General features: G+C 67.6%; 15 protein-coding genes. 9 read left to right on the plus strand and 6 right to left on the minus strand.

The genetic code is table 11. The features are described from left to right. Window positions 1–29 precede the first annotated feature (29 nt). From DIZ26_RS08525 to DIZ26_RS08545, 5 genes are read left to right on the plus strand one after another with little or no spacing between them, the layout of a single operon-like run. Window positions 30–929, plus strand: coding sequence for an ABC transporter ATP-binding protein (locus tag DIZ26_RS08525; protein WP_112239167.1), 900 nt, complete (start codon window positions 30–32; stop codon window positions 927–929). After that, window positions 922–1,815, plus strand: coding sequence for an ABC transporter permease subunit (locus tag DIZ26_RS08530; protein ID WP_112239168.1), 894 nt, complete (start codon window positions 922–924; stop codon window positions 1,813–1,815). The genes DIZ26_RS08525 and DIZ26_RS08530 overlap by 8 nt, the downstream gene beginning before the upstream one ends. Next, window positions 1,812–2,726 carry an ABC transporter ATP-binding protein gene (locus DIZ26_RS08535; protein ID WP_112239169.1) on the plus strand — a complete coding sequence of 305 codons (915 nt, stop codon included), beginning with the start codon at window positions 1,812–1,814 and terminating at the stop codon, window positions 2,724–2,726. Before DIZ26_RS08530 ends, DIZ26_RS08535 begins: the two co-directional genes overlap by 4 nt. Window positions 2,727–2,728: 2 nt before the next feature. Then, entirely contained in the window at window positions 2,729–3,445 is a 717-nt protein-coding gene (locus DIZ26_RS08540) for an ABC transporter permease (protein ID WP_112239170.1), read from the plus strand. Window positions 3,446–3,486: 41 nt separating this feature from the next. Beyond that, on the plus strand, window positions 3,487–4,020 hold the full coding sequence (locus tag DIZ26_RS08545) for a hypothetical protein (protein WP_112239171.1): 534 nt from the start codon (window positions 3,487–3,489) through the stop codon (window positions 4,018–4,020). On the opposite strand, the gene DIZ26_RS08550 is transcribed toward DIZ26_RS08545, so the two are convergent. Further along, window positions 4,011–4,985, minus strand: coding sequence for a helix-turn-helix transcriptional regulator (locus DIZ26_RS08550; protein WP_112239172.1), 975 nt, complete (start codon window positions 4,983–4,985; stop codon window positions 4,011–4,013). The two genes, DIZ26_RS08545 and DIZ26_RS08550, sit on opposite strands and share 10 nt — an antisense overlap. A gap of 75 nt (window positions 4,986–5,060) precedes the next feature. On the opposite strand from DIZ26_RS08550, the gene DIZ26_RS08555 reads away from it, so the two are divergent. Further along, window positions 5,061–5,624 carry a TIGR03086 family metal-binding protein gene (locus DIZ26_RS08555; protein ID WP_232828206.1) on the plus strand — a complete coding sequence of 188 codons (564 nt, stop codon included), beginning with the start codon at window positions 5,061–5,063 and terminating at the stop codon, window positions 5,622–5,624. A gap of 41 nt (window positions 5,625–5,665) precedes the next feature. On the opposite strand, the gene DIZ26_RS08560 is transcribed toward DIZ26_RS08555, so the two are convergent. From DIZ26_RS08560 to DIZ26_RS08570, 3 genes are read right to left on the minus strand one after another with little or no spacing between them, the layout of a single operon-like run. Then, complete coding sequence (locus DIZ26_RS08560; protein WP_112239174.1) at window positions 5,666–6,421, minus strand: SDR family oxidoreductase; 756 nt, start codon at window positions 6,419–6,421, stop codon at window positions 5,666–5,668. Further along, window positions 6,421–7,641, minus strand: a complete 1,221-nt coding sequence (locus DIZ26_RS08565; RefSeq protein WP_112239175.1) for an acetyl-CoA C-acetyltransferase — start codon at window positions 7,639–7,641, stop codon at window positions 6,421–6,423. Before DIZ26_RS08565 ends, DIZ26_RS08560 begins: the two co-directional genes overlap by 1 nt. Before the next feature lie 50 nt (window positions 7,642–7,691). Further along, entirely contained in the window at window positions 7,692–8,837 is a 1,146-nt protein-coding gene (locus DIZ26_RS08570; protein WP_112239176.1) for an acyl-CoA dehydrogenase family protein, read from the minus strand. A gap of 73 nt (window positions 8,838–8,910) precedes the next feature. Here DIZ26_RS08570 and DIZ26_RS08575 point away from each other — a divergent pair, with 73 nt between their 5' ends. Next, entirely contained in the window at window positions 8,911–9,510 is a 600-nt protein-coding gene (locus DIZ26_RS08575; RefSeq protein ID WP_112239177.1) for a TetR/AcrR family transcriptional regulator, read from the plus strand. Between the two features lie 173 nt (window positions 9,511–9,683). On the opposite strand, the gene DIZ26_RS08580 is transcribed toward DIZ26_RS08575, so the two are convergent. Beyond that, the gene (locus tag DIZ26_RS08580) at window positions 9,684–10,247 is read right to left on the minus strand and encodes a YceI family protein (RefSeq protein WP_112239178.1); all 564 of its coding nucleotides are present in this window, start codon (window positions 10,245–10,247) and stop codon (window positions 9,684–9,686) included. A 139-nt stretch (window positions 10,248–10,386) separates the two neighbouring features. On the opposite strand from DIZ26_RS08580, the gene DIZ26_RS08585 reads away from it, so the two are divergent. Continuing rightward, window positions 10,387–10,845 carry a MarR family winged helix-turn-helix transcriptional regulator gene (locus DIZ26_RS08585; protein WP_112239300.1) on the plus strand — a complete coding sequence of 153 codons (459 nt, stop codon included), beginning with the start codon at window positions 10,387–10,389 and terminating at the stop codon, window positions 10,843–10,845. Between the two features lie 47 nt (window positions 10,846–10,892). Here DIZ26_RS08585 and DIZ26_RS08590 read toward each other — a convergent pair whose 3' ends face one another. Further along, complete coding sequence (locus tag DIZ26_RS08590; protein ID WP_112239179.1) at window positions 10,893–12,278, minus strand: FAD-dependent oxidoreductase; 1,386 nt, start codon at window positions 12,276–12,278, stop codon at window positions 10,893–10,895. A 108-nt stretch (window positions 12,279–12,386) separates the two neighbouring features. Here DIZ26_RS08590 and DIZ26_RS08595 point away from each other — a divergent pair, with 108 nt between their 5' ends. After that, a complete protein-coding gene (locus DIZ26_RS08595; protein WP_198675992.1) occupies window positions 12,387–12,830 on the plus strand; it encodes a MarR family winged helix-turn-helix transcriptional regulator in 444 nt (147 codons plus the stop codon). Window positions 12,831–12,856: the final 26 nt, after the last annotated feature.

Consider the following 12,856-nt stretch of genomic DNA (forward strand, 5'->3'; position numbering starts at 1 on the left):
GTGACCGCGTTGGGCCTTAGGGTTGCCCGGTGCCCGTGATCGCGACCACAGCGTTGACCAAGCGCTATCCGCGCGTCACGGCCCTGGACGAGCTGACAGTCGAGGTGGGGTCCGGCGTGACCGGGCTGGTCGGAGCCAACGGTGCCGGCAAGTCGACCCTGCTGAAGATCTTGCTCGGACTGATCGCCCCGACCGCCGGAAGCGCCATCGTGCTGGGACACGACGTGGTCACCGGCGGCGAGGCGGTCCGAGCGCTCGTCGGCTACATGCCCGAACACGACTGCCTGCCGCCCGACGTGTCCGCGACCGAGTTCGTCGTCCACCTCGGCCAGATGTCCGGCCTGCCCGCGACCGCGGCCCGCGAGCGCGCTGCCGACGTACTGCGGCATGTCGGTCTCGACGAGGCGCGCTACCGGCCGATGGGTGGCTACTCGACCGGCATGAAGCAGCGGGTGAAGCTGGCCCAGGCCCTCACCCACGACCCGAAACTTGTTCTCCTCGACGAGCCGACGAACGGGCTCGACCCGGCCGGGCGCGACGAGATGCTCGCGCTGGTTCGCCGGATCGGCACCGAGTTCGGTATCCCCGTGCTGATCACGTCGCACCTGCTCGGCGAGCTGGAGCACGTCTGCGACCACATCGTCGTCCTGGACGGTGGCCGGTTGCTCCGGTCCGAGTCCAAGGCGGCGTTGACCGGCGAGACCGGAGTACTGGCTGTCGAAGTACGGGATCTCGGTGGCCGTGATCGGCTCGGTGCGGCGCTCGATCGGGCTGGTGCGCGGGCACGGCCTGACGGTCCGCTCGTGCTGGTGGAGATCACCGGCGAGGAGACGTACGACGTGGTCCGCGACACCGTGGCCGAGCTCGGGCTCGGGCTCGTCCGGATCGAGCAGCATCGGCACCGGCTGGAAGAGGTCTTCAGTGTCTGATCAGCTGCGTCCGCCCGCCGCAGGTGTCATCCACGACATCGGTTACCGGCACTACGACGGCCCCCGGCTGGGCCGGTTCGCGATCACCCAGGCGTTGACGGTGAGCAGCCTGCGGCACGCCTACGGACTGGGCCGCTCCGGCAAGTCCAAGGTGATGCCGATCCTGCTGCTCGCGGTGATGGTCGTCCCCGTCGCGATCATGGTCGGCATCGAGAACGCACTGCAGTTCGACAATCCGCCGCTGTCCCAGATGCGCTACATCTTCTTCCTGCAGGCCGTGATCGCGCTGTACCTGGCCTCGCAGGCGCCGCAACTGTTCTCCAGGGACCTGCGCTACGGCTCGATCGTGCTCTACCTCGCCCGGCCGCTGCGCCGTACGGACTACGCGCTGGCCAAGCTGACCGCGCTGGCCCTCGCGCTGATGGTCCTGATGGGCCTGCCGATGGTGATCCTGTACGCCGGTGCGCTGCTCGCCAAGTTCGACTTCACGCTGATGACGAAGGAGTTCCTCAGCGGCCTGGTCACCGCGTTGCTGTTGTCGATCCTGCTCGCCGCGATCGGCGGCCTGATCGCGGCCGCCACCCCTCGCCGCGGCTTCGCGGTCGCGGCGATCATCGCCGTACTGATCGTCTCCTTCACGGCCGTCACTGTCGTCACGGCGATCCTCGATCCCGAGGGCACGCACCGCGACGTCGCCTCCCGGTACGCCAACCTGGGTTCGCCGTTCAGCCTGGTCGAGGTGCTGGCGTCCTTCGTCCTGCGCGGCGGTGGCGACTGGGTGCCGAACACCACGCAGGGGTTGGTCTTCGCGGCGGTCTACCTGCTGGTGGTCGCCGGCTGCTGCTGGGGCGTCAACGCCCGCTACGCCAAGGTGGCCCGCGGGTGAGCGTGATCCAGATCGACCAGGTCTCCCGCTGGTACGGCAATGTGGTGGCGGTCAACGACGTCACGATGACGATCGGTCCGGGCGTCACCGGCCTGCTCGGCCCCAACGGCGCGGGTAAGTCGACGCTGATCACGATGATGGCCGGCTTCCTGCCGCCCTCGACCGGGACCGTCACCCTCGACGGCGTTCCGGTCTGGCAGAACCAGGCCGCCTACCGCCACATCGGCCTGGTCCCGGAGACCGAGGCCGTCTACGACACGCTGACCGGCGCCCAGTTCGTCCGGGCCAACGCCGAACTGCAGGGGCTGTCCAATCCGGCGGCCGCGGCGACGGCGGCGATCTCGACGGTCGAGCTGACCGACGCGGCAAAGCGCCGCATCTCGACGTACTCCAAGGGCATGAAGCAGCGGATCAAGATGGCCGCGGCGCTCGTGCACGAACCGTCGGTGCTGCTGCTGGACGAACCGTTCAACGGAATGGATCCGCGCCAACGCCTGCACCTGATGGACCTGCTCCGCAAGATAGGCGCGGACGGCCGGACCGTGTTGTTCAGCTCGCACATCCTGGAAGAGGTGCAGCAGGTCGCCACCCACATCGAGGTGGTCATCTCCGGCCGGCACGCCGCCTCCGGTGACTACCGCGCGATCCGCACGCTGATGACCGACCGACCGGTGCTCTACCGGCTGCGCTCCTCCGACGACCGGCGGCTCGCGTCCGCCCTGATCGCCGACCCCTGTACGTCGGGCGCCGATCTGGCCGCCGGAGCGCTGCAGGTCCAGGTCGCCGACTTCGAACGGTTCAGCCGGATCGTGCCCGCACTGGCGCGCGACCTCGGCATCCGGCTGCTCGAGGTCGCCCCGACCGACGAATCGCTCGAGAGCGTCTTCTCCTATCTCGTCGGGAGGCGCTGACGATGAACGTGACGATCGCCCGGCTGACGATGTCCACCCTGTTCGGTCACCGGCGGGGCCTGCTGCTCTTCATCCTGCCCGCCGTATTGCTCGTACTGTGCGTGCTGCTGGCGCTGACCGTCGACGACACGGCCGATTTCAGTACGGCGTTGCTGCAGATGTTCGGTCTCGCCGTGATCGTCCCGCTGGTTTCGTTGCTCGCAGCAACTGGTGCGCTGGCGTCCGAGATCGACGACGGCTCGATCGTTTACCTGCTCAGCAAGCCGATCAAGCGATCCACGATCATCGTCACCAAGGCACTCGTCGCCGTTGCGGTGATCATCGTGCTCGCCGCGGTGCCAATGGTGATCGCGGGTCTGATCCTGGACTTCGGCGATCCGCAGACCGCGCTCGCCTTCGGGGCCGGCACGCTCGTCGCCGGGATCGCCTACACCGCCATCTTCACCGCCCTGTCGGTGATGTCGGGCAACGCGGTGACGATCGGCTTGATCTACGCGCTGCTGTGGGAAGGCGTGATGGGCCAGTACGTCGGCGGCGCCAAGGCGCTCAGCGTGCAGCAGTGGTCGCTCGCGGTCGTCCAGCACCTCACCGACGCACCGCACGTGAAGTCCGACGTGAAGCTGCCGATCGCGCTGATCCTGCTCGTCGCCGTCACCCTCGTCGGCATCACGCTGGCCATCAGCCGGCTGCGCTCCTTGGTCCTGTCGACCGCCGAGTAAATTCGCCCGCTCTTCGCGCGATCCTGGCGTACGCTGTCGCCATGACAGGAGTGAAAGCGGCTACGGTACTGGCAGGATTGATGGTCTCCGATCAGCCGCGACCCGAGTTCGAGCAGGCGCTCAGCCCGTTCGCGCCGCTGATCGGCAGCTGGGACCTCGACGTCTCGTGGTACGACGACGACGGTCAGGTCGTCCGGGAGACCAAGGGCGAATGGCACTTCGCCTACGCGCTCGACGGCCGCGCGGTCGCCGACATCTGGATCACCCCGAGCCGGGCCCGGCGCGAGGTCGACGGCGACGGCGAATGGGGCCTGTCGATCCGGCTGTACGACCCCGAGCTGAACGCGTTCCGCTCGACCTGGATGGGCCCGAAGTACGCGCTGGTGATGACGTTCGTCGGCCACACCGGCGAGAACTCCATCACGCTCGAGGCCAACGAGCCGAACTCCGCCAAGACCCGCTGGATGTTCACCGACCTCTCCCCCACCGGCTTCAACTGGCGCAACGAGGACGAGGATGCCGATGGCAACATCATCGTCCGCCAGCGCTTCGTCGGCCGCCGCACTCAGCTGTAGGTCGCTACTGCGGCCGATGCCAACTCGAGGAGCCGGCCGCGGAGGTCCGCAGGCTCCAGCACCTCGACATCACCACCGAAGCCCAGCAGTACACCGCACGCCGCCTCGCGAACCCGGAACCGCATGGCAACGTGGGGCCACTCGTCGTCCGCCGGTACGTCGCGCGCCTGCTCGCCCTTCGCCAGTATGGGCGTGGCGATCCGCCTGACCAACTCGGCCCGCTCCGGTCGCACCCTGATCACCACATCCACTCCGGGCGGCAGACTCCGCTCCAACCCGGACCGCAGCCGCTGCCATTCCTCCTGCAGATCAAGGCCTTCCGGCCGTTCGCTTGGCTGGTCCAGTACGTCGACCTGCTCGATCCGCGACACCCTGTACATCCGGGAGACTCCGCGATGCGCGGCCACGAGATACCACCGACCCGCCTGCTCCACGAGCCCCCAGGGGTCGACGGTACGGCGTACTGGGCGTCCTGCTGTTGCCGACGCATACCTGACACGTACGCGCCGACGGGTCACCACCGCCTGGCGTAGTACGGGCAATGCGCCGGTGTCCTCAGCCTCTGCGAACCAGCGGCGCCGGTCGACCACGATCGCTCCCGACAGCGCTTCGGCGTCGTCTTGCAGTTGCAGCGGGAGGGTCGAGGACAGCTTGCCCATGGCGGACTGCAGTGCGTCCCGCAGGCCCAGCTCCTCCGACAGGGACGCGCGTCCGGACCATGCGAACAACGCCTGTGCCTCGCGCGGAGTCAGGCCGCTCACGTCGGCCCTGTAGCCGGGCAGCAGGACGCAACCGCCGTTGCGGCCGCGCTCGGTGTAGACGGGCACGCCTGCTGCCGACAGCGCCTCCATGTCGCGCATCACCGTGCGCCGCGACACCTCGAGCCGCTCAGCGAGCTCGCGCGCGCTCAGCCGCGGGTGCTGTTGCAGCAGCAGGATGATCTGCAACAGGCGATCGGCTCTCATGAGTTCGAATATATGACAGAAGATGTCCCATATCTGCCGCCAGAGTGGTACTCACACCAACTACTGGAGGAAATCGTGACGGACCCACGCCCGATGCTCGTGCTCGCCCTGGACCAGACCCAGGCGATGATCGACACCGTCGGCGCCGACGAACTCGAACTGCCGACACCGTGCCCGGAGTACGACGTACGCACACTGCTCGGCCATCTCGTCACGGTCGTCGGCCGGATCAACCTCGCGCTGACCGGCGGCGACCCGTTGACCATCCCTGCCGTGACGCCCGGCATCACGGACTTCGCCGGCGCTTGGAAAGAACGGCGGGTGGTTCTCGACGGCACCTTGTCCGACCCGGCCGTGCTCGCGGTGACCTGCAAGTTGCCGTGGGGGACGCTGCCGGGAGCAGCGGCGATCGCTGCCTACGTGGGTGAGCTCACCACTCACTCGTGGGACATCGCGAAGGCGACCGGGCGCACGGACCTGCTCGACGAGTCGCTGGCCGAGTACTGCCTGCCTCTGGTGCAGCAGTTCATCCCGGCCGAGCCACGGGGTGGGCACGTGCCGTTCGGGCCCGTGGTGGAGGTGGCGGACGACGCACCGGCGTACGACCGGCTGGTCGCCTGGGAAGGCCGCAGGCCGTAGTACTGGCTCGGCCCGGCTGGTTGGTCCGGCCGGGCCGGGGGTCAGCCGACGATGCCGCCGTTGAGGGTGAGGCCGCCGTCGATGGTGATGGTCTGGCCGGTGATCCAGGAGGCCTCGTCGGACAGCAGGAACCAGACGAGCGACGCGACGTCCTCGGGCCGGCCGAGCCGCTTCATCGGGTACGCCTTGGCGACCTTGTCCTCGCGGCCTTCGTACAGGGCGCCGGCGAACTTGGTCTTCACCACCGCGGGTGCGACCGCGTTGACCCGGATCACCGGCGCCAGCTCGACGGCCAGTTCGCTCGTCACTCGCGACAGCATCGCCTTGGTCGCGCCGTACCAACCGATGCCGGGGGACGGCGCGAGGCCCGCCACCGACGACAGGTTCACCACAGCGCCGCCGTGCACGCCCATCCAGGCATCCCGGCAGGCCTTCACCCAGGCGATGGTCGCCAGCACGTTCGTGTCGACCATCTTGGTGGCCACCGCGTGGTCCACGTCGAGCAGCGAGCCGTAGATCGGGTTGATGCCGGTGTTGTTCACCAGCAGATCCACCGACCCGTACGTCGCCACGGCGGCGGCCACGACGCTCGCGCGATGTTCCGGGTCGGCCGCCTTGCCCGCGACGGCCAGGGCGTTCTCCCGGCCGCCAAGCGACTCCACTGCCTGGTCCAGCGTCTCCTGCGTGCGCCCGGTGATCACCACGCGGGCGCCGTCGGCAACGAGGCGCTGTGCGATCGCCAGTCCGATTCCGCGCGAGGCGCCGGTGACGATCGCCGTACGGTCCTTGAGACTCATCAGCTGAGGCGCTCGAGAATGACGGCCATCCCCTGGCCACCGCCGACGCACATGGTCTCGAGACCGAACTGCTTGTCCTCGAACTGCAGCCCGTTGACGAGCGTGGTCATGATTCGCGCGCCGGTGGAGCCGAACGGGTGACCGAGTGCGATCGCACCGCCGTGCACGTTCAGCCGGTCCTCCTCGATGCCGAGCTCGCGCGCCGAGCCGATCACCTGCACCGCGAAGGCCTCGTTGATCTCGACCAGGTCGATGTCGCCGATGCTCATCCCGGCTCGCGCCAGCGCCTGCTTGGTCGCCTCGACCGGACCGAGGCCCATGATCTCCGGCGACAGGCCGCTCACGCCGGTGGAGACGATCCGGGCCAGCGGGGTCAGGCCGAGCTCGCGCGCCTTGGTGTCGCTCATGATCACCACGGCCGCGGCGCCGTCGTTCAGCGGGCAGCAGTTGCCGGCCGTGACGGTGCCGTCGGGGCGGAACACCGGCTGCAGCTGGCTGACCTTCTCCAGCGTCGTACCGGCCCGCGGGCCGTCGTCCTTCGTGACGACCGTGCCGTCCGGCAGCGTCACCGGGGTGATCTCCCGCTCGAAGAAGCCGTTGTTGATCGCCTTCTCGGCCAAGTTCTGCGACCGTACGCCGAACGCGTCCTGGTCGGCGCGGCTGATCCCCTTCAGCGTCGCCACGTTCTCCGCGGTCTGGCCCATCGAGATGTAGATGTCCGGGATCAGCCCGTCCTCGCGCGGGTCGTGCCAGGTCTCGTTGGTCTCGGCGTACTTCTCGGTGCGCTGGACCGCGTCGGCGAAGACCTGGTTGAACGAACTCGGGTCGCCGACCCCGGCCGACCCGAAGTTCTTGTACCGCGAGACGCACTCGACGCCGGCGCTGACGAAGATGTCGCCCTCACCCGACTTGATCGCGTGGAACGCCATCCGCGCGGTCTGGGTCGACGAGGCGCAGAACCGGTTGATCGTGGTCGCCGGGGTGTTGTCCCAGCCGAGCTGGACGGCGATCCGGCGGGCCATGTTGCCGCCGTGCTCGTCGTGCGGCTCCGCACAGCCGACCATCAGGTCCTCGATCTGGTCCCCGGTCAGGCCGATCTTGCCGGTCGCCGCCTCGATCATCTGGACGGCCAGGTCGTCCGGCCGGATCTCCTTCAGCGAACCCTTGCCGGCCCGGCCGATCGGCGACCGCGCGGTGGAGACGATGACTGCTTCGGGCATGACTTTGGCCTTCTTTCTCAGGGATTCCGCCGATGGAGGACGAGGTCTTGCTAGAGCCCGAGGTCTCTTCCGATCAGCTCTTTCATGATCTCGTTGCTACCGGCCCAGATCTTCGTCACCCGGGCGTCGCGCCAGGCACGGGCCACGCGGTACTCGTTCATGTAGCCGTAGCCGCCGTGCAACTGGACGCACGCGTCCAGGATCTCGTTCTGGATCTGCGCGCTCCACCACTTCGCCTTGGCGGCGTCGACCGCGGACAACCGGTCCTCGTCGTGCGCGACGATCGCGTTGTCGACGTACGCCTGGGTGACCTCGGCCTTGGTGACCAGTTCGGCGAGCACGAACTTGTTGTACTGGAACGAGCCGACCGGCTGACCGAAGGCCTTGCGCTGCTTCACGTACTCGATCGTCTCGTCGAGGATCTGGGTGGCGTGCGCGATGTTCGACACCGCCGCGCCGACCCGCTCCTGGGCGAGCCGCTCCATCATGTGGATGAAGCCGCGGTCGACCTCGCCGATCACGTTCTCGTCGGGGACGAAGACGTCTTCGAAGAAGAGTTCCGACGTACCGGACTCGGTCTGGCCGACCTTGTCCAGCTTGCGGCCGCGGGCGAAGCCCTCCATCCCCTCCTCGATCGCGAACAAGGTGATGCCCTTGGCACCCTTGCTCGGATCGGTGCGGGCAGCGGTGATGGTCAGGTCGGCCATGTCGCCGTTGGTGATGAAGGTTTTCGACCCGTTCACCACCCAGCCGCCGTCGGCCTTCTTCGCGGTCGTCTTCAGCGCGGCCAGGTCGGATCCGCCGGACGGCTCGGTCATCCCGATCGCGGCGATCAGCTCACCGGAGCAGAACTTCGGCAGCCAGCGCTGCTTCTGCTCCTCGGTGCCCAGATCCACCAGGTACGGCGCGGCGCAGTCGAAGTGGATGCCGAAGCAACTCGACAGCGAGGCGGAGACCTTGGAGACCTCCTCGGCGAACACCGCGTTGAACCGGTAGTCCCCGACCGAGGAACCGCCGTACTCCTCCGGTACGTCGAGCCCGAGGAAGCCCTGTTTGCCGGCTTCCAGCCAGGCGGCCCGCTCGATCGTCTTCTCCTCGAGGAACTTCTCCATCCGCGGCACCAGCGACCGGTCGGCGTACTCCTTCGCACTGGCCCGGAAGGCGTGGTGATCCTCGCCGAAGATGATGCGGTCCATCGTCAGGGCCTCCTGAGTCTCAGTGCTGGCTAAGCGCTTGCTTAGCTTTACCAATCTAGGGCAGGGTGTCAACGTGTCCGCAGTCACCAGTCCCCTCGTCTGGGAGCATGTCCAGCCACCGGCCGCGCGCCGGTTGCTCACCGGCGCCGTCGACGCCTTTGCCGAACGCGGCTTCCAGGCGACCACCACCCGCGACATCGCCTCCCGCGCCGGCATGAGCCCGGCAGCCCTCTACGTCCACTATCCGTCCAAGGAACGCCTGCTCTTCGAGATCAGTCTTTACGGCCACCAAGCAGCCCTCGAGATTCTGACGAAGGCCGCCGCAGGCGCCGGGCCGGCAGACCGGCTGCAAGGGATGGTGTCGGCGTTCACGGCGTGGCATGCGGAGCACCACACGATTGCTCGCGTGGTGCAGTACGAGTTGGCCGCGTTGAGTCCTGAGCATTTCGCCGAAGTGGCGACGATTCGGCGGGCGATCTCGGCGCTGATCGAGCGGGTGCTGGCCGACGGCGTCGCCGACGGGTCGTTCGCGGTGGACGACCTGCACGGTACGACGCTTGCCGTGCTCTCGCTGGCGATCGACGTCGCTCGCTGGTACTCACCGTCGCGGCAGGATCCGGCCGAGCTCGGTGCGCTGTACGCCGACCTAGCGCTTCGGATGGTTCAGGCTTAGAAGCCGGTTCCTGGGCGTAGAAAAGGCCGAAGGCCCCGCGCTTCCCGGATCGGGGAGGCGCGGGGCCTTTCAGTTCGCCGCGAGACTCTGCTCAGCGGCGTACCAGCGTACCGGCGTACCGGCGTACCGGCGTACCGGCGTACCGGCGTACCGGCGTACCGGCGTACGGAGGATCAGGCCTGCAGGGCGGCCTGGACGTCGAGGTGGATGTCGACCTTGTCACCGATCAGCAGCTTGCCACCCTCGAGCGGCACGTTGAAGTCGATGCCCCAGTCCTTGCGGCTGATCGAGCTGGAGGCCTCGAAGCCGATGATGGTCTGGCCGTAGGCGTTCTGGTCGACGCCGAGGAACTCGACGGCGAACTCGATCGGCTTGGTGACGTTCTTGATGGTCAGGTCGCCGGCGAGGATGTAGTCGTCACCCTCGGGCTTGAACGCGGTGCTGACGAACGTCATCTTCGGGCTGTTCTCGGCGTCGAAGAAGTCACCGGACTTCAGGTGGCCGTCGCGCTGCGCGTTGCGGGTGTGGACGGAGCCCAGCTCGACGCTCACGTTGGCGGTCGACTCCTCCAGCGAGTCCTTGACGACGATCTCGCCGCTGAACTCCTGGAAAGTGCCACGGACCTTGGTCATCAGGTGCCGAACGGTGAAGCCGATCTCGCTGTGCGCAACGTCCAGCGCGTACGTGCCGGTCACCAGGCCGGGGATGGTGTTGGTGGCGGTCGCTGTCTCGCTCATTGCAGTTCCTCTCAGGCAAAACGGAAGGGGGGCGTCGCTACACTCGGCCGAGTAAGTTGATGTATCAACCGACGAGTACGACAGTAGACAGTAACGGTTTAAAAGTCAACTACATTCCCGGTACACTGGTGCCGTGACGATGACGACTGGGACCCGGTGGCTGAACTCCGAACAGCAGGTGGCGTGGCGCGCGTACCTGCTGGGCACTGCGCGCCTGATGGCCAAGCTCGATGACGACCTGCGCCAGTTCGGCCTGGGCATCAACGACTACGAGATCCTGGTCCGGCTGTCCGAGGCACCCGATCGCCGGCTGCGGATGGCCGAGCTCGCCGACCGGCTGCACCAGAGCCGCTCCCGCCTGACCCACACGGTCGGCCGGCTGGAAGCCGCCGAGCTGGTACGGCGTACGTCATGCAAGAGCGACAAGCGCGGCGTCTGGGCCGAGCTCACCGACGCCGGCATGTCGCTGCTGGAGCAGGCCGCGCCGTACCACGTGGAAGGGGTCCGCGAGAATCTCGTCGACCTGGCCTCGGCGGAGGACTTCGCCGCGGTCGGCCGCGTCTTCGACGCCGTCTCGGAACACATCGGCCAGCGCTGACCCTGACCGAAGCCCTGCTGGCGACCGCGGCGTCAGTGGTGACACAGTCACGGGTTGGCGCGGGCTGCCTCGGACTGGTTGGGGCCGGTGATCTCGAAGGCGGCCTCGTCGCGGTCGGCGCCGCGGAAGGCGAGCATCTTGTCGCGCATCCGGCGCTTGACCGGAGACAGGTGATTGACGAGGCGCATCGACGTACGCATGCCTGCCAGCACGACCCGGCCGATCACCGGCTTGTGGATCGGGTCGTTCGCGCTCATCTGCTCCCGCGACTTGAGCACCGCGTCGAAGCCGTACTCGATCATCTTCGCCTCGTACTCACCGACCGCGGCCACCAGCCCGGTGCGCCCGTCCCGCACGTCGATCAGCTTGCGGCACAGCAGCAGAGCGTCCCGCAGCGCCGTGTTCGCGCCGACGCCCCGACCCGGCGTCATGGTGTGAATCGCGTCGCCCAACAGCGTCACATTGCTACTCGGCCACGGATCCAGCGGCACCGAGGTCCAGATGTTCACCGGGAAACAGGTGCCCAGATCGGTCAGCTCCATCAGGCGACGCAGATTCGGGTGCCAGTCGGGAGTGAGCCGGAGTGCCAGGTCGACCAGCTCCTGCCCGCGCAGGTCCATCACATTGGCCGGGAACTTGTCCGCGGCCGCCGACAGGCCCCAGTTGATGTAGTCGCGGGTGTTGTCGAACTGCAGCCCCGGCCACTGCCGGATCAGCTCCTCGGTGTTGCCGCCGATCCCCTGCTTGACCTTGCCGTCGCGGTCCCACTGGAACTCCATCACGTGGATGATGCAGGACAGCCCGAGCGGGGCGAACACCAACGAGATGCCCTCGAACACCTTCGGCGGAACGAGCTTGCCGCTCTCCTCGGTGAGCGGGAGCTTGCCGGCGATCGCGATGATCCCGGTCTCCTCGGTCTTCGCCTGCGGCAGGTACTGCCGGCGTACCCGCGAGCCTGATCCGTCCGCGGCCACCAGCAGGTCGCCGGTCACCTCGGACCCGTCCGCGAAGTACGCCGTGACGCTGTCGGCGTGCTGCTCGAAGCGGACGAACTCCTTGCCGAACTCGACGACGTCCTCCAGGCCGGTCAGCAGCACCTGCCGCAGCGTCATCCGGCTGATCGACTTCTCGCTCTCCACCGGATCGGTCGAGGCCGGGATCTCCAGCGAGAGCACCTCCTTGAGGTCCTCGGTCAGCATGTTGAAGTACTTCGGGTCGCGAGCCTTCGTGGCCACGAACGTGTCGAACAGGTCGCTGGGCAGCAACGCCTTCAGCGCCCGGCTGCCGTCGGGGTCGATGCCCACCCGGTAGCCGTGCAGCCCGTCGGTTCGCAGTACGTCGCGCTCGAACACGGTCACCCCGATGCCGGCCCGCTTGAGGCCGTGCGCCAGCGCGAGTCCGCCGGTCCCGCCGCCGATCACCAGCACCTTCATCCTGCTCAACTCCTCTAAGATCAGTTCTCTCGGTTGTTCAAGTATCTCGGTGATCCGAGTATCTTGGAGATCCGAGAGAAATGCAAGCGTTGATCCGAGGAGGTCGTGATGAGCACCCGAGAAGAACTCACCGCCGAGCTGCAGGAGCGGATGGTTCGCTTCATCGCGGAGGTGATCCTGTTCAACCACGCCGTCTCGGCCAAGCTCGGCCTCGGCGCGAGCGACTCACAGTTCATGACGCTGCTGCGCTCCTACGGCCCACTGACCCCGCGGCAGCTCTCCGAGCACACGAACCTCACCTCGGGCACCGTCACCGGCGTGATCGACCGGCTGGAGTCCTTCGGTCTCATCACCCGGCAGCCCGACCCCCACGACCGCCGCAAAGTCCTGGTCACCCCGTCCTTCGAGGCCATCCAGGAGAAGCTCGCCCCGCTCTACGAGGAACAGGGCCGCCGCCTACAAGCCGTCCTGGCCACCCGCTCGGACCACGACCTCCGAGTCATCGCAGACTTCTTCGCCGACACCATCGCCAACGCCGACCCCCTCCCCTGAACCCGCGAGACCACTTCCCAGGGGAA

This window comes from Kribbella monticola (assembly GCF_003261635.1).
Classification (GTDB): domain Bacteria; phylum Actinomycetota; class Actinomycetes; order Propionibacteriales; family Kribbellaceae; genus Kribbella; species Kribbella monticola.